Raw genomic sequence first — 22,801 nt, 5'->3', positions numbered from 1 at the left:
GCGCCGCTTGGAGGCGGCGACGCCGGCATAAACCAGCGGGCTGACCCATGCCGCCAGCAGAGTAAACGCAAACAATATTTGATCTGCGCCCACCATGGCCTGCAGCAGCATCGGCTTGCCGACGACATCGACGAGCAGCGGCATGGCGATCAAAAAAATCCACACCAACAAGCTGGCAATAGTGAACATGGGATTCTGTGCGAGCACGGCAAGATAGAATTGGCCGGCATACGTCGGCGCGCTCAACAAACGCTTGCGGTATAACTCGTCGTTATGCCAAACCGGAGGCAAAATCAGGCTCATCAAGCGCAACGGCATGATGCCGCAAAGAAAGAGTAAGAAAGTTCCGCACAGCGTGAGACTGAGCAACGGCAAGCGCTCGCCGATCAAGCGCTGAACATCGCTTTCCGATTCGGGCGAAGGAACGGAGAAGGTTTCGTAGGGCTGAAACAGCCTCGGCAAACGCAACAGATTATTCTCTTCCAACTGGAGACGATTGCCCACGATTTCAACAAAGCCGGAATCGCCGGCCTGCAAGGCTGCGCCCACGGAGAACGTGAGATTGACGGCCCACCATTCGAACAGCATCACGACATAAAGCCCGATGAAGAAACTCACCGCGCCCAATAACACGCGGGGCAGCAGCAAGTGAGCACGCAGCGGCATTTCCGCCCGCGCGCGGCGTTGCTGCGGCAGGCGTTGCATTTGCCGCAGCGCGCGTTTGACCAAACGCCGGGGTTGATGGCCTTTGACTACCGCGGCAAGATCCAGGCGCAAATTACGCAAATTGCGCAGAAAGATGAACACGCCCGCGGCATGAAAAAGAAATACTCCGGTCATGAGCACAAACGAACTGGTTTTTGCCGCTAAAAACTTTAGAAAAAGTTCATAGGGAAAAATTGCGCACAACGCGGCGGTCAACAACAACGTCAGCATGAGAGCCAGCGTCAAGGCATAGCGGGGATAGATCAATTGTTTGCGGCACCACGTCAGCGGCAACCACAGCAGCTCGAGCAGAACATAGGCGCAGACGAAGTGCAGCAGCGCAATGATAAAATAGCCGCCATAATTGCCGCTGCCATCAACCGTCCACGCGCTCAGCACCGTGGTCAGAACCGCGGCCGGCAACGCGGCAATCATGTTGGGGCGAAAGGAAAGTGGGAGATTCGTTCGGATGGAATGCCAGAGGGCTTGCATTCTCGTTACCGGGTTGAGAATAATTTCTTAGCTCTGAATTTTGGAATAAGCATCACGCAAACGAGTTCTTGTGTGACCTTTTTCTAACAATACCCAAAACTTTTAACGTAAAAACTTGTTCTTGTATTTCTATTGCCATCTGAAAAAAATCCCAAATCAAGGGGATGAAGCACGTAGTGCAGTTGCTATTATGGTAATTTCTGAAACCCGGCCTGCGTGAAATGCTTGTCAAACGTTAGCGCGCTTTTTATTCCCATCTTTGTCATCAAGACAAATGAAACACAATCTGTGAGCGAATATCTTTTGTCATTGTGGCGTTGGAAGTAAGACCACGCTTCTTGGAATAAGGATTCATCAACGTGAACAAATTGAATCGAAGGACTGCTCATGAGCCGCTGGCCAATTTCAACCGCTTTTGCATGCAGATTGCAGGCGTTAAAATATGTCACCACCTCATCAAGTACATAGGAAGTGGTGATCCAGGAAGGAGGCGAAGATGAAACTTCCTGTTCCCAATGTAGAAGCGCCGCTTCATGATTCTGATCATCTTCATCTTCCAAAGCAATGAGATATCCGGAATCGACAAAAAACCGGGTCATGCGCGCTTTCCATAAAGATAGTGATCGAGGTTGACGGACGCATCACGAATACCGCTGCGGACCGGATGTTTGCCAAACTCAAAGATCGGGTCGCTTTTGACTTTGGGAATCACGACGATCCTTCCGTTTTCGCGGATCACATCAGCTTCATCAAATTCATCGAATCCAACGAGAAACTCTCGCGGTATCATAACGCCTTCTTTAGTCACTTTAACTTTCATAGATTGCTCCGTGGAAATTTCGTCCAATTAACCCTTGCGAATATACCACCCGGCTGTACAAAAAGCAAAGCCCAAAACTCGCGCCGCTTCGCGAGAAATCGCTCGGTCTCATTTCCGTTTGATGATCACGAACGTTGTATCGTCACGCAATTCCGCGCCGCGGCGAAAGCCGGCCAGCTCGCGCAACAACGCCGTCTTGATGGCCTCCGGCGCTTCTTGATGATGGCGCGCCAAAATTCGTTGCAGCCGCTCCTCACCAAACTCTTGTTGCGCGAGATTAAAGGTCTCGCTCACGCCATCCGTGAACAACAGCATGATATCGCCGGCCTGCAACGTGCGCTCCACCACTTCGAGATGTTCGAGAAACATGCCGTTTTGCGCCTCGGGCGATTCATGCGCGTTGGCGGCTAATCCAATCGCAAGGCCTTGGGGTTTGATCCAGAAGTATTCCCGGCGCTGCCGTTCGAACAATAATACCGGCGTATGGCCGGCGCGGCAAAGTTGCGCGCCGCCATTCGCTTCGAGGCGCACGATGGCCAGCGTGAGGAAATAATTGCGCTTCAACTCGCGCAGCAAATGCTCATTCAACAGACTCAGCAGGGCGCGCGGGTCGCCGGTTTGCCGCGCAAATGTTTGCAGCAGGGTTTGCACTTTTGCCATGTAAAGCGCGGCAGAAATGCCCTTGCCGGAAACATCGCCGATGACGATCAAACAACTGCCGTCTGCCAGCGGGATGAAATCATAATAGTCGCCGCCCACGCTGCGCGCGGCATCGCTGAAGCCGGCCACTTCAAACCCGGCTGCTTGCAAACCATGATTCGGCAGTAGGCTCAACTGAATCTCGCGCGCGATGGCAAGCTCGTCCTTCGTAATCAGTTTGTCCGCCAATTCCAGCGCCAGCAAAAAATTCATGATCAAAAAAGCATCGAACAGCAACATCAAATCGCGATTCCAAAGGCCGGCAATGATGAGAACGCCTGCCAGGGCATAAAGCAAGCGCCGCGCCGGGGTTAATTTCAACAAAAACGCAAGAAAGAGATTTTTGCAAAAAAGAAAAGCGCGTTTCCAGGGATTCTTGGCGTGGGCAGATTTCGGCATATCGCGCACATAAAACTCATACATGCCGCGCGTATCAACCTTGATCAGCCGCTCGATTTCGGCTGTGCTCATGCCGCTGGCAAAGAGATTATAGAAATTCCGAAAGGCGCGTTGAGATTGTTCGAGCATGCGTGGTTTTTGGGAAGTGATGGATCGCGCGGGGCGAGATTCGGCGCGGGCCGGCCGTTTTTCTAAAATCAAAAATCATTGCGCCAGCTTCGCGCGTTGCTTGATGCGAAGAAACCTAAGCAGATCAGCCTGCAAAGTCAAGGTTTTCTTCCTGAGTGAAATGCAAAACGAGGCCATTCGGCCGGCGGGAAAAGCATCAGCAGGCCTCATGCGACTGAGGCAGAATTAATTTTAAGGGAGGAACAAATCGAAGAACTTTTGCAGCGTATCGCCTTTTGCGACCACGACACGCTGAGTCTGTATGCCCAAACGAGGATGCCGCACACTCACTTCATGCAAGCCGGGCGCCAGCGCGATGGGTGCGGCCAGCGGCGTCGTGTCGAACGCTTTGCCGTTGATCCAAATTTCTCCCCAGGGATTGACGGTAATTTCGAGGAAACCGATTTCATCATACAAATTGACAAACAACGTATCGGATTCAAGCGCGGCCGTGACCACCGAGCGGCGCACCGGCGGAAAATTCGGAACGCTGAAATTCAACTCGGAAACGTGCAGCGAGGAGGCCGGCTGCCACAGCAAGGGAGTCGCCCCGAGTGAATCCTGCTCGACAAACACATTCGCACGCGGTTCACTCACAATTAAAATACTGCGATTCGCCTCAATCCGGCTTGACTCAAAATCCCCGACTGGCACAATCTCTTCTTGGCTTATGGCGTCGCCCGTTGCCGCGGATGAATCCGCGGGCGACATCGATACGTTTGCTTGAAGAGATTTTATCGGTTCTACTTGCGTTTTTGCGGCGGGAGTTTGCGAGAGATCGAAAGCCGGCTGTTCAACCTCAACGATCTGCGGTGGTTCTTCGGATACCGGTGTTACCTCCGGCGAGGAGGCAGCGTGATCGAACTGAATGTTCAGCAAAATGATGCTGATCACTGCAAAAATCACCGCGGAAGCCGGGGCGAAACGAGAAAACCGGCGGTGCAGCTTGATTGGCTTTTTCAGCGCGGCAGGAGGCGCAGCAACGACAGGCGGAGGGGCGGCAGACGGCGATTCAAACTTCACGGCTTGATACGCTTCGGGCTGCGCAAAAAATGACGCCGCGCGCTGCGCCGTCATTCGAAGCTCGTATTGGCGTTCAAAATGATCGAGCCTCTCCAGCAATTCGTCTGCGCGCGCCAGGCGCTGCTCCGGCTCTTTTGCCAGCAACTGGCGCGAAAGCGCCGCCAATTCCGGGGGAATCTGCGGCCGCAGTTTTTCCACCGGCGTCGGCTCGAAGTTGGCGATGCGATGCAACATCGCTGAAGTCGTATGGTCTATAAACGGCGGCTCGCCGGTGAGCATTTCATACAACACCGCGCCCAGCGAAAACAAATCGCTGGCTTCGGTGGCGGTTTGGCCGAGAATGATTTCCGGCGGAAAGTACATGATCGTGCCGGCAAGATTCTGCTGCGCATCGTCAAGCTCCACGGCCAGGCCCAAATCGCCGAGTTTGATCTCGCCTGCCACCGACCAAAAAATATTTCCTGGTTTGATGTCGCGATGCAAAATGCCCTGATCGTGCAGAGCCTGCAATGCGCGCGCGACTTCTTTGGTGATCCACACGCACATTTCGAAAGGCAAGCCGCCCCGCCCGGAGGGGCCGATCACCTCGGCGAGCGCGCCGCCTTCAACATACTCGAGAATAAGATAAGGCCGGCCGTCGCGCATGCCGGCTTCATAAACACGGCGGAGGTTGGGATGCGACAAGCGTTGGCTCAAACTGCTTTCGGCCAGCAATTGTTCGCGCACGCGGGTGGGCGCCGCCTCGTCCATCAACGCCTTGACGATAACCATTTGCTGGCGCTGCTGATCGAACGCTTTGAATACCTTCACCCACGGGCTGCGTTGCAGCTCGGCGAAAATTTCATATCCTTCAATTGCGACCATTTTGCCACTGCTTCATCTTGTAATGAATCCAGCGCCGCGACACGCCCAGCCGGTCAGCGGCGTGTGTAATGTTGTTGTCCACCTCATCCAAGGTTTTTTCGACCAGCCGGCGCTCCATTTCCTCCAGGGTCATGCCTTGCGGCAAGAATAACTCGCGTGCGGCTTCCTGCAAACGGAGATCTTCGGTGGAGAGATACGTTCCCTTCGCCAGCACCACCGCGCGTTCAACGGTATTCTCCAGCTCGCGCACGTTGCCGGGCCAGGAATATCCCGTCAACAAATCGAGCGCTTCCGGCGTGAAGCCCGCGATTTCTTTGCGGTTTTTTACGGCATATTTGCGCAGAAAATGATGGGCGAGCAACGGAACATCCTTCGCGCGCTGGCGCAGCGGCGGCATAAAAAGATTGATGACATTCAAACGATAATAAAGATCCTCGCGAAACTCGCTTTTCTTCACGGCTTCCGCGAGATTCTTATTGGTCGCCGCGATGATGCGCACATCGACTTTACGCACTTGATTTTCGCCCACGCGCTTGATCTCGCCTTCTTGCAACACGCGTAGAAGCTGGGTTTGAATGTTGGGCGAGAGATCACCGATTTCATCGAGGAAAAATGTGCCGCCGTGCGCGGATTCGAACAAGCCTTTCTTGTCGGCGATGGCGCCGGTGAAGGCGCCTTTCTTGTGACCGAACAATTCGCTTTCGAGCAGGGTTTCCGGCAGCGAGCCGCAGAACAGCGCGATGAAGGGTTTGTCGCGCCGGCTGCCGTTGTAATGCAGCGCGCGCGCCACCAGCTCCTTGCCGGTGCCGCTTTCGCCTTGAATCAACACCGTCGCGTCGGAATCGAGCACGCTGTTCATCATGTCGAACACGTGCTTCATTTTGGGACTCTGCCCGATGATGCCCTCGAACGCGCTGCTCTCGCGCGCCTGCTTGCGCAAATGGCGATTCTCCTCGCGCAGCGCTTCGTACAATTGCGCGTTTTCAATGGCGATGGCCGCTTGATTGGCAAAGGCATTGAGAAACGGCACGCTGGTTTCCGTGAAGCCGCTGCGCTGTTGAATGCTATCGAGATAAATCACGCCGATGGGCTTTTGCTTGATGGCGAGCGGCACGCAGGCCACGGATTGAATGCGATTGAGAATGATGCTCTCGGAATTGCGCCATTGCTCGTCCGCCTGCGCGTCGTAGCTGATCACGGCCTCGCCGCGCTGCAAGACATCGCGCACGACGCTGTTGGAAATGTCGGTGATGTCTTGAATGTTTTGCGCGGAAATATTGCGCGCCGTGCGCGCCGCCAGCTCGCCGGTTTCATTGTTCAACAAAATGAATCCGCGCTCCGCCCCCACGGTTTCCACGGCGATATCCATGATCTTTTCGAGCAAGGGATCGAGTTCGCGCATGGTATTGATAATCGCGCTGATGCGCGAGAGCGCGGACAGCACATCGCCGAGATTGCGCTCAGAAAAATTTGTCATAGGGTGTTTCGACGTCAACCACCAAATTCAACTGCAAAAGTTTTGAGTTGTGAAACGGCCAAAGCCGCGGGAAGCACGGCGGCAACAACGGCTCATTCCACCCGAAAAGCGGCGGGCTGGGAGGCGCTGGTGTTGCCGAATTCATCAATCACCGAAACCGACCAGCGATATTCGCCGCTGGCCAGCGTGCGATCCACCGTAAACGTCGTATCCTGCTCGCTTAAATTCGGGCTTTCCCAGGCCAACGTATTGATGCCGCCGATCACGCGCGTCACCCGCGCGCGGTAGGTAAACGGAAACGGAAGATTCATTTTTTGCCAGCGTAATTGCGGGCGGGCATTCGTCGTTTGCAAATCTCGCGGCGCGGCGGTTTGCGGTGATTGATCGATGATGCGAAACAAAATCAACTCTTTTGGGGTGGGCATGTGATCGAGCCGGTCACGGACTTTGATGCGAATCGGATAGCCGATGGCCGCGTGCAGTTTGCCGTGCGGCAATTCCGAACCGAACAATCTGAACTCGTACACACCGGCGGAGGAGGTGGCTTGCATGGTATCTTGCAGCCCAAATGCCGGCACTTCAATCATCACCGAAGCAATATCCGCCAAACCATCGGGATCCGAAACCTGCGTCTCGAACTGCGCATAGAAAATATCCTCCTCGGGCGGCAAATTGTTCAGATGGAAGGTTTGTCCGCTAAAGCTGTGGATTTGCGGCAAGGCGTCGAGTTTGAACATCAGCCGCTGCGGCTCCTCTTGTTGCACCGCAATGCGCACAGAGTCCGGCACATAACGCGGATCGCGCGCGAAAACCCAGTAATCGCCGACCGGCACGTCGCGAAAGCTGAATAAGCCGTCGCCATCGGTGACCGTGCTCAAGTTTTGCGGCGCCAATTCGATGGCCACCCCGCTGATCGCAAGGAAAGGCTGATAGTATGTTGTAACTTGCCCTCGAACCACGCCGGTTTTAACAAAAAGTGCGGAGCCCGGATCAAGAGGATTTTCATGCGGCACCTCGCCGAAACAGGCGCTGAGCAACATTGCGGCGCACAACGAAAGCGTGAATTTCATCATGACAGGAAAGTTCGTGACAGGTCCTTCTGCTAACTTCATACGTTCTCCCGCTTAACCTGGAGATATACCATCAGGCAGGCAGATTTGGGGATGAAACAAGTTTGTCACAGAAATAAAATTTGCAATTATTTAATAGGCCTATTAGATTAGGCCATTGCAATCAAAATACCTCCTCGAAACCCCAACTCCGGGAAGCGCGTTGTGTTAGCCATACATATCAAAAATGATGAAAACCGCAGCCTGTATTTGGCAGAATGCCCGGCCCCGAAGTATGATCGCGATGACGTTCTCATCAAGATTCATGCGACGGCGGTGAATCGCGCGGATCTGCTGCAACGCCGCGGGCATTATCCGCCTCCGCCCGGCGCCTCGGAGATCCTGGGCCTGGAAGCAGCGGGTGAAATTATTGCTGTCGGCAAAAACGTTGCGGGTTGGCAGGCCGGAGACCGCGTCTGCTGCCTGCTTGCCGGCGGGGGCTACGCCGAGTTGGTGAATTGCCATTGCGACATGTTATTGCCGATTCCCGCAAACATAACTTTCGAGCAAGCGGCCGCGCTGCCCGAGGCCTTTTATACCGCTTATGCAAATTTGTTCGGAGAGGCGCGTTTGCGCGCCAAGGAAATTGTTTTGATTCATGCGGGCGCCAGCGGTGTGGGCACGGCCGCGATTCAATTGGCGCGCTATGCCGGCGCACTCGTCATTGTCACCGCCGGCTCCGAAGAAAAACTCAGCCGCTGCCTCGAGCTGGGCGCGAATCACGCCATCAATTATAAAAGCGATGACTTTGTCGAACGGGTGCGCAAGATCACCAACGGCCTGGGCGTCGACGTGATTCTCGATTGCATCGGCGCTTCCTATCTTGCCCAAAATCTTTCCTTGTTGAAACGCAAAGGCCGGCTGGTGCTGATTGGCTTGATGGGCGGCGCCACGGCTGAGATCGATCTGGCGTTGGTGTTGCGGCAACGCTTGCAGGTAGTCGGATCGGTGTTGCGCTCGCGGCCGCTGGATGAAAAAATCGCGCTCACCAGGCACATTCGCCGGAAAGTGCTGCCGCTGCTGCGCAACGGCTTGTTTCAAGTGGTGATCGACAACATCTTTCCGCTGGCGGAAGCGGGGCAGGCGCATGCGCATGTCGCGGCAAATCGCAATATCGGGAAGGTTGTCTTGCGCGTCGTTTGAACAGCAACGCAACGGCAAACGCTTCACAATTGCTGGATCGCAAAATACAAAAAACATTTTGCGGGTTAATTTTGCATTCTATGACATTCCATAATATCACCTCAGCTTAAGGAGACACACATATGGCATTCAACATCAGACCCTTGCACGACCGGGTGATGGTCAAGCGCCTGGAAGATGACGCAAAAAAATATGGCAGCATTATTATCCCGGACACGGCTTCGGAAAAGCCGATGAAGGGCGAAATTCTGGCCGTCGGTAAAGGCAAAATCAAGAAAGACGGCAACCGGCAGGAGATGAACGTCAAGGCCGGCGACAAAATCGTGTTCTCGAAATGGGCGGGCGACGAGTTTGAGTATGAGGGCCAGAAATTCTTGATTCTCTCCGAAGACGATATTCTTGCCGTGTTGTGAAAGGCAAGGCCTGGATTGATGGATTATCGGAGTAATAGTCCATCAATCCACTAATGCTTCATGTCCCTTTCCGCGTCTTGACATTTCCTCCTCTTCTGTTTACTTTTCCGCCCGTCAAATCCCCCCACTGAATTCATGCGCAGCGGCAAACCTCGGGGCACACAGCTAACGGTACGCTGAAGATTTTTGAAGGAACATTTCATGCTTCGCAGACTCTTTGGCGACGATGTGGCGGAAAACGACGCCCACCTATCCGAGTATTTCATCGAAACGCCGGCGTATCGCATGGCGCTCTCCGGTGAAAAGCGTTTCATCATCGGCCGCAAAGGCGCGGGCAAAAGCGCGATTTGCCAGCAGTTGCAAAAACAATTGCCCAAAGCCGGCGCGTTGTGTATCCCATTGGCGCCGCAACGCATCCAATTCACCGCGCTCAAGCTCGGTCTCAGCGATCTTTCACGCTGGGGCAATGAGTCGGATGCGGTGCTGCAACGCGTTTGGTATTACGGCTTGCTGTGTGAAACCGCCTACGCCCTGGTGCGCCAGAGCAAACGCGAACACGATTCGGAATTTGCCAAAATCGCTGCATTCGTCAACAAGCACTACAACTATAGTGAACCAAATGCGTTTGCGCGATTGCTCAAAACCACCTCCCTGTTTCTGGAACAGCTCGAGCTTGGCATCGGCCCGTTGAGCGTGCGCCGTCCCGGCCGCGCATTCGATCCGATTGCCGTGGAAACGGAGCTGGAAAATTTGCGCGTGCCGTTGGCAAGCTTCATTGCGCGCCATTTGCCGCAAGGCGTTTATATTTTGATCGACAATCTTGATGAAGGATGGGACAACTCGGCGGAGGCGAATGCTTTCGTGCGCGGCTTGCTGCTTGCCGTGTATGAGATTTGCCAGCCCAACATTCCGGTGCGGTTGATCGTATTCTTTCGCGCGGACATGTATGACAACGTCACGCGCCAGTTTCAACACGTGGACAAATACCGGCAGTTTCAAGAACACATTTACTGGGGTCGCAAAGAAATCATCGAATTGGTGGCGCAACGCTTGCGCGTCAATTTGAAAATCAAAAAGCCGATGACGGACTTGCACGTGTGGAATGTTGTGTTTGACGGCGATGACGATCGCACGAACATTCCGCATTACATCATCGATCGCAGCTTGTTGCGGCCGCGCGAAGTTCTGCAATTTTGCCGTCTCGCTGCGGAGAAAGCGCAACAGCGCGGCCATCCCAAAATCACGATGGAAGACATTCAGGACTCCGAGCGCGAATATTCTCGCTGGAAAATCGACGATCTGTGCAACGAATTTCTTTTCGCGCTGCCCGGCTTGAAGGAAAACGTGTTGCAGCGTTTCCTGGGCGGTTCTGCCCGCTTCACGCCGCCGCGGCTGCGCACCCTGTTGGAAGACGCGCTCACCGATCCGCGCAGCGTAGCCCGGCAGGAATGGCTCGAAAACCTCCGGCACGCAGATGAATTGATTCAAGTGTTATACAACATCGGCTTCTTGAAATCCACCAGCCAGGGCAAGCATTGGCAAAGCGCACAAGACCCGGATTATAACATCGCGCTGGCCGAGGCTTTTGTGGTGCATCCCGTGTTTCGCAGTTATTTGAGGATTGGATAAGATCTAAAAATTTAGACCTACGGATTCGCTTGCAAAAGCCTTTTCTGCTGGAATTGGCCGATTTTTTCATCACATCGACAGCCGGGTTTTGCAAAAGCCGTCATCTTCCTTGAATCAGTCCAGCGCCCGTTGCAGTAATCTTTCTCTCGAACTGTTATCAAGCGAATCTTGTGAAATACTCGGCAATGGGCCAAGAACTTCACAATCTCCTTGCCAGGATGACAGGGCAAAATAGGGATAGACTTTTCAAGGAAACAGTGCACGAAGTTCCGAATTGAACTCTTGGAGAATTCATTCTATGCGATCTACAATTTGTGTCGCTTGGCTCACAGCGCTTTTGCTAAGCAGCGCCCACTGCCGTGACAGTGTGCACGTTCTCATCGTCTATCACTCTGAAGCCGGGCATACACAAACGATGGCCGAGGCCGTCGCCAGAGGCGCACGTTCGGTAAGCGGCGTGAAGGTGACTCTGCTGCCGGTTGCCGAAGCGACGAATGAAAACGTGCTGGCCGCAGATGCCATCATTCTCGGAAGCCCGGTGCACAACGCCAACGTGACGCCCGCTCTGCAGCAGTTTATCAATCGCTGGCCGTTTGAAGGCGAGCCGTTGCGCGATAAAATCGGCGCAGCCTTTGTGACCGCCGGCGGCATGTCAGCAGGAGAAGAACTCGTGCAAATGAATATTTTGCATTCGATGTTGATTTTCGGTATGATCGTCGTGGGCGGGCCGGATTGGCGCTCGGCATTCGGCGCCTCCGGGATTGTAGAAGAAGAGCCGTTTAAAACTCAAACAGGAGAGGTGGCAACCCCATTTCTGGCAAAAGGCGAGGCGCTGGGCAAACGCGTGGCAGAGTTGGCAAAACGATTATCAACAAAATGAAATCAGGCCTTCACCTTTCAATGTTGGCTTCGCGTGGCAAAGGCCTGATAGGATCATCAATTTTAATTTTAATGCGACCCGCGCTGAATCACTTCAACCTTCACAATTTTGATTTCCGGATCCGGCTGTGATTGCGCATTTACCGGCGCATTGCAGATTTTATCCACCACCTCCAGGCCCTTCACCACGCGGCCGAAAACCGTGTGTTTGCCATCCAGCCAGGGCGTGTCAATCTGATTGATAAAAAATTGTGAGCCATTGGTATTCGGCCCGGCGTTGGCCATCGCCAGCGCGCCGCGCACCGCCTTGTGCGATTGCAAGGTGGAATCGTATTGATAGCCTGAGGCTTCGTAGAGTTCCTGCAGCGTCATTTGACTGAGGCGATCCATCTCCTGTTGAATTTGATCCCGTTTCGCCTCCACGTCGGCTTGCGAATAGATGCCGAGCTTTTGGCCGATTTGCATTTGATAGCGCTGCACCTCGTTCTGCAAGGAGAACTGCACCTCGGGCAACTTGATTTTATCCAAACCCAGAGCCGCGGCATTGATTTCGTCTTTGAACTTGTAGCCCGGATCGCCGCTTCCGGTGCCCAACGGGCAACCACCCTGCAGCATGAAGTCTTTGATCACGCGGTGAAATTTCAAACCGTCATAAAACGGCCGCTTCACCATCTCACCGGTTTTGGGATCTTTGAATTCCTTCTTGCCCTCAGCCAGGTTGAGAAAGTTGGCAACGGTTTCCGGCGCATCTTTTTCAAACAATTCCAGGTAAATGTCGCCCGCTGAGGTTTGCAGCAACGCTACTGGATTTTTTTCATCGCTCAGCGGCTGGTCATATTTGACCGGCTGGCCGCATCCCACGGTAGCCACCGCGAATAACAGCAACAAACTGAAATAGATCATCTAATTTCTCCGCACGTGAAATGAGTTATGAAAAGGTTAGATCAAAATGGCTGGGAAAATACGCATCCGCCGGTTGCGCCGCAAGCTTTACTTTTTTTGAATCCCCGCCATTCCGCGCTTGCCTTTCCCCGTGAGAATGGCGATATTGCCCGACAATTTTCACAAAAACGCGAAGAGACGTGTTTCGGAGGAGATGATGCTAGTGCAAAGGCTGCCGCAGTTGTGGTGCTGGTCCGTCGCTGTTTTGCTCACTGCCGGTAGTCACATAACGCATGCGAGCGAAACAAAATCCGTGCAACGCGTTCATACCGCCGAGCATTTTCCGCAGGGCGCACTGCAATCCGGCTTGCGCGTGCAGCAGGAAACGCTGACGCTCGCGCCAATGGCTGCAACCTCGAGTTATGTGTCGCCGATTGTTGCGAATGATTTTTCATTCAACGCCATTGGTCCGCATTGGCACGCGCAGTTGCCGGAAGACGCCGATTTGAAGCTTTATGTGCGGGTGAGTATTGAGGGCGAGCATTGGGGCGATTGGATTTTTGTGCCGCAGGAAGAAGGGCCGATTGACGAACGAACGGAAGCGGGAGAGCCGAATCCCTTCGCCGGCGATCAAACCGGCGCGCTGGTTTTTGTCCATCCTGAAAGCCGCTTCGTGCAATACCGTTTTGATTTTATCGCCGGGCCGCAAGGCTCGCCTCGCTTGAGGCGCATGGCGCTGCAACTCATCAATTCGATGGAGGGGCCGAGCCTCGAACCGGCCGGACACGCACCGGATAAGCACGAACAAAACGCGCACACCGCGGCAGTACCCAAACCGAAAATCTATAAACGCGCAGAGTGGGGCGCGCGTTCACCCAGCAGTGGCTATCTTTACACGCGTGCAAATCATATTGGCTTTCATCATACCGCCGGCGTGGCGGATTTCAATGTCGGCAATTTGAATGATTGCGCCGCGCGCGTGCGCGCCATTCAGGCTTATCACATGGACAGCAACGGTTGGATCGACATCGGATACAACTATGCCATTTGCAAACACGGCCACATTTTTCAAGCGCGTGAAGACGATAACGATGCCAATGATGTGCACGGCGCGCACGACGGCTTCAATGCCGGCAGCATGGGCGTGTCAACGCTGGGCTATTTCCATGCGCCGTATAATCAGCAACCCACGCCCGAGATGCTGCATGCGCTGCAGCTTTTGATGGCATGGAAATGCGATGAGCGCAACATCGATCCGAAGGCCGCGAGTTTGTATGCGGCTTACGGCGCGGTGCGCGACAATATTTACGGACATCGCGAAGTGCGCGCCACCGCCTGCCCGGGCGATATTCTCTTTACCAAAAAACAGTCCATTCGCGATTCCGTGGCGCAGATTATCAGGGATGCCGTCACCGGCGTACACGAACACTCCGGGCCACAACCCTTATCATTTCAAATGCTGCAAAGTTACCCCAATCCATTTTCAACATCAGCGACAGGCGCGCCCGCAAAAATCATCGTGAATTTGCCAAGCCCGGAGACGGCAGAACTGGCCATTTACAACACCCTCGGCCAGCGCGTACGCCTTTTGCAGAATCGTTTCATGCCTGCTGGGCAGCATGAAGTATTTTGGGAAGGCAGAAATGAAGAAGGCCGGCAGCAAGCCGCCGGCCTTTATTTCGTGCGCCTAACCACGTCAAAGCAAACACAGCAAATCAAGCTTTTGCTGGTAAAATGATTCTGGTTGCTGGTCGCTGTCTCAAGCAACGAGCAACCAGTAACCAGTAACCAGCATCAAACCTCACTTTCCGTGCAGTTCCTTCCACTCTTCTTCAAATTCATTCCCCGGAATCCAGCGCGGCATTTCCGATGCATTCGCGACTCTTAACGCCGTCTGAAAGAAAACCCGCATATCGCGCTCACAACCGGAAAGATCCCACGCCTCATTGATCTCATCAATAACTTGATGATAGTGTGAGGCATGATATTCATCGATGTCAACCTTCGGCGGCTGCAGATATTGCTTGCCGGGATTGAGATACAGCGCCGGAATGCCGGCCTTGGCAAAATTGACTTGATCCGAGCGATAAAAGCTGCCGGCATTGGGATTGGGATCGCCCACCACTTCCATCGCCCCCGCCTGCGCATCCGCGCTGCTGATAGTGTATTGCTGCGCCACGGCTTTCAAATCCTCGCCAAGCGTGCTCATATCAACCCCAATCGCGGCAATGTCGGACGTAAGGCCGAAGATCTGCGGCATATCCACATTGAAATTCGCAACCATGCGATTGAGCGCAAACGGCGGATTCACCACGAACCACTGACTGCCCAACAAACCGCTTTCTTCCGCGGCGCATGCCAGAAACAACACCGAGCGTTTCGGGCGTTCTTGCAGCGAGGCCATGGCGCGCCCGAGCGTGATCAGGCACGAGGTGCCCAGGGCATTATCCCACGCGCCGTTGTAGATTTTGTCCTCCCCCGGCAAATCTTCATTCACGCCCAGGTGATCATAATGCGCGGAGAACACGATCACCTGCTCTTTCAGCTCCGGATCGCTACCTTCGATCATTGCAATCACATTCTTGGTTTCAACCTTGCGAATCACGGTTTCGAGATGCGTGGTCACACGATAACCGGTATCAACGGGTTTAAAATCGCGACTCGCTGCCAGGGCAAACATGCCGTCAAGCGTGGTGTTCATCGCTTGCGCGATGCGTTCCGCCGTTGGTTGATCGATCCAACCCAGCAAATCGACTTGATATCCGCTGTTCGGCAAATCGAGCGCGAAATGCTCTTCCGCGCCGCTGTGCTGCACCACGTTGAAGCCGTAACTGGCAGAGGGTGTGGTGTGAATCATGATGGCTCCGGCTGCGCCGTGCTTCATCGCCTGCTCGAATTTGTAGGTCCAACGACCGTAATACGTGCGGGCTTGGCCTTTAAATAATTCGACACCGTTTTCCGTAACCGGCGGATCATTGTTGAGGAACAGCAACACTTTTCCGGCGACTTCAGCGCCTTTGAAATCATCCCAGGCATGCTCGGGCGCTTCGACGCCGTATCCGACGAACACCAGCGGCGCGTCTTGAATATCGACGATTTCTTTTTGAGAAGAAGACCAATACGTCAGGGTCGAATCCGAAGTATAACCCAGCTCGCCCGAGGAGTGACGCAACGAAAACGTCGAATTCTCCGCGATTTTCTTCATGCCCACCATGCGCACCGGCTGAAAATAAGAACCGTTGACGGGCGCAAGGCCAACGGCTTTGAAACGATCGGCGATATACGCCGCAGCTTTCTCGCCGCCTTCGGTTCCGGGCGCGCGGCCGGCCATATCATCCGCGGACAATACCTGCACATCTTTGAGTATATCTTCCTGCGTAATCAGGTTGACGGCGTCGGATTCGGAAACGCCGCGGCCGCCGCATGCCGCCAAGGCGAGTGCAAAAAACATCACGAGCAGAATTGAAAAAGAACGCATGTCTCCTCCGTTTAAATGGTGAACGTGAATGCTATTGATCATCAAAAAAACTGATGCGAACTCGCCGCCCGGGCGATAATTTTTCACAAACACAATCGTGACGGCAAGCGAATGATAGGATTTTTTGCCGGAACATGCAAAGCAATACTAACAAGCCGTTTGCAATCGTAAAAAATACTACTCCGGAGCTTCAGCCTAAATTCAGATGAGATAAACAAAAAAACAGCTTCTGCCCGCTCGGCAGGCAAAAGACGGCCAAAATCTCCTTGACTTTGGTAGCCGGATTCTTTATTGTACTGCCGCTTTTTTAGGGGCTGTAGCTCAGTTTGGGAGAGCGCTTGAATGGCATTCAAGAGGTCGTCGGTTCGATCCCGATCAGCTCCACACAAAACTTCTAAGGCGCTAATGAGGCGCCTTTTTTGTTTATGGCCGATTGCAGAATCGTATTATTTATTGCAATCTTGCCTTAAAAGCCGACTTTCTGCTTGATTATCGCTTTGAATATTTTTATTATTGCCCCGTTTATGTAAAAAAATATTTTGCCCGGCATTAACCCCTTGGTTGAGGAACGCTGCTCATGTCGATGCTCAAGGAAACTATCGAAATCAGAAGGCCAATCACCGATGTGTGGCCTTATCTCGACATCGCGCGGTGGCCAAAAGTCTCGCCGATTTTTCATGAAGTCGAGCCTCAGGAGGCTGCGATGCAAGCAGGCGCGCAGTATATCGTGACAGCCGGACCGGGCGAAGAGAAAGTGAAGTACAATATCGAGATCGTCGCCTACGATCAAGCCTTGGGGCGACTGGTTTATAAAAGAACCGGCGGCCCCTTGCCGGGCACGAGTGAGTGGTCTCTCGCGGCAACGCCCGCAGGCACACGCGTCATCTATACCAATCATTATCTGCACGATTTGAACTCCAACTCGCTCAGTTCGATTATGCGCGCCATGGAACGCTTCCTTGGCGATCTGCGCAACGCTGTGGAAAATTCTTCCTCGGCAAAGAAATCAGAATAATCATACCCGCGCGTAGCGTTTCATTAATTCTACCAAATTCCTTCCTTTCAGCTATGTCAGTTCATCCACAGCGTGGACTGACATGCACACTTTTTTGCCCTTCCGCAGCTCCGAACTCCCCGCCATTATCATCAATAAAAACAAGAGTTTTTCTCCATTCAATTCGGCTTCATTTTGCATGGCATAATGCTTGAGAGAGAAGCGAGCAAAACGCTTTGGTATGCTCACTTCTCAAATCAGAAATTGGAGGTTGTCATGGCGTCAAAATGGACGAGGCATTTGATGGGTGTGGGATGTGCGGGCTTGTTGTTGCTGTCGGCATGCGCGCAGAATCCGGTGGAGCCGGATCCGCCGGCGCACCGTGAATTTGCGCAAATGGCCAGCGCGAATGGCGCAGCGATTTTTCGCGGCGTGCAAACGCTGACGACTTTGCATCGTGCGCAGGAAGGGCCGCAGGCTTATGGAAAAATCAATCTGCCCGGCGTGGGCAGCATTGCCAACAGCGGGCGCATGCTCCACCAGCGGCTTGTGCCGTTTTACCGAAACGCGGCGCAGCTTGCGCAACGCCTCGGCAAGGTTGCCGCCGATACGTTGATTTATGAAGAGTGGAAAAAAGATCCATCGACCGGCATTATTTATCACTCGCGCATTTATTATGACGGCAGCAGCGGCAACGCGCGCCTGGTTGTGGTGGCCAGTGACTTTCCGGCAAGCGATGTGGTGCAGCGCGATTCAGCGGACATTGTTGTGCAAACCAATTTTACGCTGCAAGACACCACTGACGATGTCATCAAACAGCTCAGCGTGCGGCGCGATTATCGCGCGAATTATCGTTTACAATTCGAAACCGGCACATTGATTCCTGACGCATATCAGCCCGGCAGCGCGCCGGACGGCGGCATTATCGACGGCCGCCGCGTCTTTGCCGCACAGCAAGACTCGGTTGAAGCGGTTTATCATTTGGAATATCACGCCAACAGCAGCGGCAATCTCTCGGAAACCGTGCGCTTTGCCGATGGCACACGCTATCAAGCCAACCTGACTTTCACAGCAGATCAAGTTTTGATCGCGATCAATTTCCGCGACGGCGCAAGCGAGCAAACCAACATCACGTTCGAGCAGCCGCATCGCTTGCGTTTCAACAAATTCCTGACGTTTGCGCCCGGCGCCGATCCGCGCTCACTTCATGAAAGCGGCAATTTCGCCATGAATCCGGTGGATTCGTCTGCGACGGCAGATTTCAGCCGGGAGATTTTCTATGCGAACGGTACCTCGCTGCAAGAGGAGTTTCACGCTGCAGAATCGCGCCAAAATGGCTTGCGCCGGGTGACAATTTCGGCGAGCAACAGTAACGGCGAAAGCGGCAACTGGGTTTGGCAGCAAGGCGTGGAAAAGGATCGTCTCACCGGCAACGCGATTGATAAAGAGCAACATTACATTCTCTTCTCCGGAGATTTTTATCGTGACGGCAGCGCCGATCTTCACCTTGAAGTTTATGCTTCACAAACAGCTTATGAGGCAGGTGAACTACCGCTCTTCACCGCTGATTTGCACATTGGTCCTGACGGCGGCGGCAGCGGTACGGTAATTTCCAAAGATGGAATTGAAGCGTTTGACTTTGGCACAAATTCGGAACTGCGCGGTTGACGAGCAAGAAACGGTTATTTTTGCCGAGAGTGAATTCTTTGTTTTAAAAGTAAAGACTTTTTGGTAAGCGGATTTGCAAGTATGCGGATAGAGGGTGCCGTGTGATTTGCGGAATCTGCTTACCGAAAGCTTTTTGGGGCGGCTCGCCCGCGTTTGGATGCGGGCGTTCGAATCCCAAAAGTTCCGCGGCGAAATTCCGCTTGACATCGTGCCGGTATTTATTTACCATAAATGCAGATTTTTTACGCTTCTGGCGCGTGCTGCGGCTATAGTTATTCCCAAAAAATGCACGATTTCTCCAAGGAGACAGAACATGCGAGCGCTGTGGACCGGTCGCCTGCAATTCAGCTTATTTGATTTTCCGATTAAGGTTTATTCCGCGACGCAATCGAATGACATCTCGCTCAACATGCTGCACGCACCCTGCCAGTCCAAAATCAAATATGAAAAACGCTGCCCGGTACACGGCCCGATTCTGGAGGGCGAAATCACCAAGGGTTATGAATTTGAAGCCGGCAAGTTTGTCACGCTCAGTGAAACGGAATTAGAAACGCTTGCGCCCAAGGCGCAGCGCGCGCTGGAGGTTTTGTTTTTCGTCGATCAGCCCGCGCTTGAACCGTTGCTGTTCGATACACCGTATTATATGGCGCCCGACGGGCCTATGGCGCGCGAGGCGTTCAATAATCTGCGGGAGGCCATGCGCAGCTCCGGCAAATATGGCATCGGCCACATGGTGATGAATCGCAAGCAGCATCTGGTGGCTTTGTGGGTCAAAGAAAACGCCATCGTCGTTTCGACGCTGCGTTACGACAGCGAGGTGCGGGATGTCGCCCTGCTCGACGATCTGAAAGCCGCAACCAAAAAGAACAAAGAAGAGATTCAGATGGCCGCGGATTTGATCGATAAACACACGAAGAAATTCCGCTACAAAAGCTTCAAAGACGGGTATCAGGAAAAATTGCTGGCGCTGATTAAAAGTAAAGTGGCCCAACTGCAAGCCGCCGCACAGACGAAGGAAGTCGAGACCACGGCAACCTATGCAACGGCTGTTTCAGGCAATGGTGCGCCCGTAAAGCGCGGCATGGAAAAAGCCCCGCCAACGGCAAAGAAAACACGGCGCAAAACTGGCACGGACAATTAGAATTCATTGCAAACAAACGCTTCGTTAAAGACCACACGAAAACCGTTTTCGTGTGGTCTTTTCATCTCTGGTAGAAGGACATGCCTACGCCGGACGATCAAAACATTTTTGCCCATCACGTTATCGTTTTTACCGGCAAGCTTGCCTCGTTTTCGCGCAAAGAGGCGCAGGAACTGGTGCAGCGCCATGGCGGGCAGGCGCCGCCGCGTGTGACGAAAGAGACTACGATGTTGGTGATGGGCGAAGAAGGCTATCTCGCCAACATTGTCAAGAGCAACAAGCTCAAGCGCGCGGAGGCGATCAACGCCGGCGGCGGCAATATTCGCATCATCCCGGAATCCGAATTTCTCGAAACTGCCGGGCTGGAGAGCAAAACCACGCTCGAAAAAAAATTTTACTCCCTGGATCGCATTCAGCGCGTCTTCCCGCGCCTGCGCCCTGATCTCATCAAATATTTTGCGCATTGGGGCTTCTTCACGCCCGCGGTCAAAACCAACGCGCAGCAGTATTACGAGTTCAAAGACCTACTCACCTTTCGGCAAATCGACGAGCTGATCGAACAGGGTCTGGCGTTGCGCGCGGTTGCGCAGCGTTTGCTGCAAAACCGCACGCCTTCCGCGCAAGTAGCGCTCGAGTTTGAAGAATTCAAACCCAAGGGCGCCGTGCTTGCCCTCGCACCCAAACCCGAAAGCAAAGAACCGCCGCGCACCGCGGAGGAGTGGTACGATCTCGGCTATCGCAATGACGGCAATCCGGAAACCTATTCTCAGGCCATTGATGCCTACGAAAATGCGCTTGCCATGAATCCGCATTTCGTCGAGGCCATGATCAATCTGGCGAATATCTATTTTCACCAACGCGAGCTGCCTGCGGCGGCGCAACTGCTCGAGCGCGCGCTGGCAGAAGACGGCAACAATTATCTCGCCTGCTACAATCTCGCGAATATTTATGACGAGTTGGGCGAATCCGAAAAAGCTTTGCAGTTTTATCAACAAGCGCTTGTCATTTTTCCGGAATACGAACCCGCAGTTTTCAACCTGGCGGTGATCTATGAAAAGCTCGGCCTTGTCGAAAAAGCGCAAGCGCAATGGCAAAGGTATTTGCAGATCGATCCCGCCGGTGAATGGGCAAAGGTTGCCAAAGAACATTTGAAAGGAAGCGTGGGATAGACCGGAAGCTATTTGATGTCGAAGTTTATCGCAATAAAAACACAAAGGCCTGCTGGAGAAATTTCTCTAACAGGCCTTTTTGTGGTTGGGATGGGGTATGCGAATCAGCGCGGGTGAAAACTTGAACAAATCGCGCTTGGCGTCGGCTTCGACAAGCTCAGCCGCCGACAAGCTCAGCCGGCGTCCAGTTCGCCAGCGAGAAGTTCAGGCTTCGACAGGCTCAGCCTGCGTTTAGTTCTGCTAGGCGCCAGCTCAACTTACATTGAAACCGAGCATAATCACAAAAAATGAATATCAGTGAATGATGATATTTAGCATGAAGCCGTTGGAATTGCCGCGAATCGGGTCATTGAGATCGGTGAATTCGTTATTCTCACCTAGACGCAGGCGCTCGTAGTCAAAATCTTTCCAGAAAAACTCACCGCCAATGGATAAAAATCGGAACAAGCGGTAATCTGCGCCCACGGCCCACACGATACCGCCGCCGGTGAGCGTGGTTTGCGTGGCCTCGGTTTCCTGCACAAAACCTCCCAGCCCCACTTTGCCGTATGGCCGGAATTTTTCATAAGGCCGCAATTTATATTGCAGATTCAGCTCGAGACCGCCCACGTTACTCTCAAGATTCGCATTGTCGTTGTGCTTGTGCGCGCTGCCCTGCAAGCCCAGCCACAAGGTAACATTTTGGGAAACGCCATACCCCAAATGCAAGGCGGCAGCGTCTCCGGTTTCAAGATTCTGGCTGCTCGTGAGCCGTTGGTTGCCCACCCCGACATTCAGCTTCAAACCGAGGTTGGAATTCTGCCGCGACGGCTGTGCGCTGCTTGTCAGTGGTAACGCGGCCAGCATGGCGGCCGCGACCATAATACGCAAAAACATTCTCAGGTTCATGAGGATTTTCTCCCAATTTCCGTGATGATCAATCGTTACTCTTCGGTTCTCCAAAAATTACCGCCCGGCGGGTAATTTGTCAGATGATAATTCATCTTGACTGCACCCATAAAAAATGGGAACGCCCGGGCGATGATTTGAATCGTCCTGTTCAAATTTTGAAAAAAATCATTCAAAAGCCATACCAAATTTATCACGAAATGATTTGCTGGTTTTAGCAGTGAATTGTACATGTCGCTATAGGCGATTTCAACACAGTGTTGCGATCATGCCACAGGGTAAGTACACAAAGTTAACGTTTAGCCAGCATGAGGCAGCGACTTTTCGCTTGACTTTTCTGGCGGATGAGCCTACATTTGCGGCGTTAATTTTATATAGATTTGAAGCGTTTTCATTGCTAGGCCTGCTTAAGAAGACGGCTCTGAGGCTCATCAACCTGAGACGCACGACATGCCGATTACATACCTGGATGGACCACGTTTGAAAGATTCTGTGATTGCCGGCGCGCAACGTCTGATTCAAATGCAGGAACACTTGAACAATATCAACGTTTTTCCGGTGCCGGACGGAGACACGGGAACCAACATGGCGCTCACCATGCGCAGCGTGGCCGAAGGCGCATTGAATTGCAAAGACGCCTCGGTGCACGCCGTGAGCGTGGCGCTGGCAGACTCAGCGCTGATGGGTGCGCGCGGAAATTCGGGCGCCATTCTCGCGCAATTTTTCCAGGGGCTGTCCGAAGGGCTCAACGGTAAAACCCG

Annotated in this window: 20 protein-coding genes and 1 tRNA gene; 11 read left to right on the top strand and 10 right to left on the bottom strand. The window is 53.4% G+C overall.

The annotated features are described in order from the left end of the window. From FBQ85_08170 to FBQ85_08140, 7 genes are all read right to left on the bottom strand, one after another. A partial coding sequence (locus FBQ85_08170; protein ID MDL1875133.1) for a hypothetical protein occupies positions 1-1,197 on the bottom strand: 1,197 nt, incomplete at its 3' end. A gap of 188 nt (positions 1,198-1,385) precedes the next feature. Further along, positions 1,386-1,796 (bottom strand): type II toxin-antitoxin system VapC family toxin, encoded by a 411-nt coding sequence (locus FBQ85_08165; protein ID MDL1875132.1) that lies wholly within the window; start codon positions 1,794-1,796, stop codon positions 1,386-1,388. Beyond that, entirely contained in the window at positions 1,793-2,017 is a 225-nt protein-coding gene (locus FBQ85_08160) for a hypothetical protein (GenBank protein MDL1875131.1), read from the bottom strand. Before FBQ85_08160 ends, FBQ85_08165 begins: the two co-directional genes overlap by 4 nt. A gap of 108 nt (positions 2,018-2,125) precedes the next feature. Continuing rightward, positions 2,126-3,244 carry a hypothetical protein gene (locus FBQ85_08155; protein ID MDL1875130.1) on the bottom strand — a complete coding sequence of 373 codons (1,119 nt, stop codon included), beginning with the start codon at positions 3,242-3,244 and terminating at the stop codon, positions 2,126-2,128. 231 nt (positions 3,245-3,475) lie between these two features. Further along, on the bottom strand, positions 3,476-5,170 hold the full coding sequence (locus FBQ85_08150) for a serine/threonine protein kinase (GenBank protein MDL1875129.1): 1,695 nt from the start codon (positions 5,168-5,170) through the stop codon (positions 3,476-3,478). Beyond that, the gene (locus FBQ85_08145) at positions 5,157-6,647 is read right to left on the bottom strand and encodes a GAF domain-containing protein (GenBank protein ID MDL1875128.1); all 1,491 of its coding nucleotides are present in this window, start codon (positions 6,645-6,647) and stop codon (positions 5,157-5,159) included. Before FBQ85_08145 ends, FBQ85_08150 begins: the two co-directional genes overlap by 14 nt. A 92-nt stretch (positions 6,648-6,739) precedes the next feature. Next, positions 6,740-7,759 carry a carboxypeptidase regulatory-like domain-containing protein gene (locus FBQ85_08140; protein MDL1875127.1) on the bottom strand — a complete coding sequence of 340 codons (1,020 nt, stop codon included), beginning with the start codon at positions 7,757-7,759 and terminating at the stop codon, positions 6,740-6,742. Positions 7,760-7,921: 162 nt separating this feature from the next. Here FBQ85_08140 and FBQ85_08135 point away from each other — a divergent pair, with 162 nt between their 5' ends. From FBQ85_08135 to FBQ85_08120, 4 genes are all read left to right on the top strand, one after another. Next, complete coding sequence (locus tag FBQ85_08135) at positions 7,922-8,899, top strand: NAD(P)H-quinone oxidoreductase (GenBank protein ID MDL1875126.1); 978 nt, start codon at positions 7,922-7,924, stop codon at positions 8,897-8,899. A gap of 122 nt (positions 8,900-9,021) precedes the next feature. Then, the gene (locus FBQ85_08130; protein MDL1875125.1) at positions 9,022-9,312 is read left to right on the top strand and encodes a co-chaperone GroES; all 291 of its coding nucleotides are present in this window, start codon (positions 9,022-9,024) and stop codon (positions 9,310-9,312) included. A gap of 201 nt (positions 9,313-9,513) precedes the next feature. Beyond that, positions 9,514-10,941 carry a hypothetical protein gene (locus FBQ85_08125; protein MDL1875124.1) on the top strand — a complete coding sequence of 476 codons (1,428 nt, stop codon included), beginning with the start codon at positions 9,514-9,516 and terminating at the stop codon, positions 10,939-10,941. Positions 10,942-11,239: 298 nt separating this feature from the next. Further along, a complete protein-coding gene (locus FBQ85_08120) occupies positions 11,240-11,821 on the top strand; it encodes a flavodoxin family protein (GenBank protein ID MDL1875123.1) in 582 nt (193 codons plus the stop codon). 68 nt (positions 11,822-11,889) lie between these two features. Here FBQ85_08120 and FBQ85_08115 read toward each other — a convergent pair whose 3' ends face one another. After that, positions 11,890-12,723 carry a peptidylprolyl isomerase gene (locus FBQ85_08115; GenBank protein ID MDL1875122.1) on the bottom strand — a complete coding sequence of 278 codons (834 nt, stop codon included), beginning with the start codon at positions 12,721-12,723 and terminating at the stop codon, positions 11,890-11,892. Positions 12,724-12,859: 136 nt separating this feature from the next. Here FBQ85_08115 and FBQ85_08110 point away from each other — a divergent pair, with 136 nt between their 5' ends. After that, the gene (locus FBQ85_08110; GenBank protein MDL1875121.1) at positions 12,860-14,440 is read left to right on the top strand and encodes a T9SS type A sorting domain-containing protein; all 1,581 of its coding nucleotides are present in this window, start codon (positions 12,860-12,862) and stop codon (positions 14,438-14,440) included. 63 nt (positions 14,441-14,503) lie between these two features. Here the strand turns inward: FBQ85_08110 and FBQ85_08105 are convergent, their stop codons facing one another. Continuing rightward, positions 14,504-16,267 (bottom strand): M28 family peptidase, encoded by a 1,764-nt coding sequence (locus FBQ85_08105; protein MDL1875120.1) that lies wholly within the window; start codon positions 16,265-16,267, stop codon positions 14,504-14,506. A gap of 223 nt (positions 16,268-16,490) precedes the next feature. Between FBQ85_08105 and FBQ85_08100 the strand changes: the two genes are divergently transcribed. The 5 genes from FBQ85_08100 (at position 16,491) to FBQ85_08080 (ending at position 21,152) form a co-directional block, all read left to right on the top strand. After that, positions 16,491-16,564, top strand: a tRNA-Ala gene (locus tag FBQ85_08100). Between the two features lie 193 nt (positions 16,565-16,757). Beyond that, positions 16,758-17,195 carry a hypothetical protein gene (locus FBQ85_08095; GenBank protein ID MDL1875119.1) on the top strand — a complete coding sequence of 146 codons (438 nt, stop codon included), beginning with the start codon at positions 16,758-16,760 and terminating at the stop codon, positions 17,193-17,195. Between the two features lie 255 nt (positions 17,196-17,450). Beyond that, positions 17,451-18,842: a hypothetical protein gene (locus FBQ85_08090; protein MDL1875118.1), complete on the top strand. Its 1,392-nt coding sequence runs from the start codon at positions 17,451-17,453 to the stop codon at positions 18,840-18,842. 94 nt (positions 18,843-18,936) lie between these two features. Continuing rightward, a complete protein-coding gene (locus tag FBQ85_08085) occupies positions 18,937-19,983 on the top strand; it encodes a Ku protein (GenBank protein MDL1875117.1) in 1,047 nt (348 codons plus the stop codon). Between the two features lie 80 nt (positions 19,984-20,063). Then, positions 20,064-21,152: a tetratricopeptide repeat protein gene (locus FBQ85_08080; GenBank protein MDL1875116.1), complete on the top strand. Its 1,089-nt coding sequence runs from the start codon at positions 20,064-20,066 to the stop codon at positions 21,150-21,152. Positions 21,153-21,446: 294 nt separating this feature from the next. Here the strand turns inward: FBQ85_08080 and FBQ85_08075 are convergent, their stop codons facing one another. Beyond that, positions 21,447-22,040, bottom strand: coding sequence for a porin family protein (locus FBQ85_08075; protein ID MDL1875115.1), 594 nt, complete (start codon positions 22,038-22,040; stop codon positions 21,447-21,449). Between the two features lie 450 nt (positions 22,041-22,490). Between FBQ85_08075 and FBQ85_08070 the strand changes: the two genes are divergently transcribed. Beyond that, positions 22,491-22,801 (top strand): DAK2 domain-containing protein (locus FBQ85_08070; GenBank protein ID MDL1875114.1); only part of this gene is annotated, 311 nt, incomplete at its 3' end.

Source organism: Cytophagia bacterium CHB2 (genome assembly GCA_030263535.1).
Classification (GTDB): Bacteria; Zhuqueibacterota; Zhuqueibacteria; order Zhuqueibacterales; family Zhuqueibacteraceae; genus Coneutiohabitans.
The sequence above is the reverse complement of the archived record's forward strand: the minus strand, read 5'-3'. Positions and strand labels throughout refer to the sequence as shown.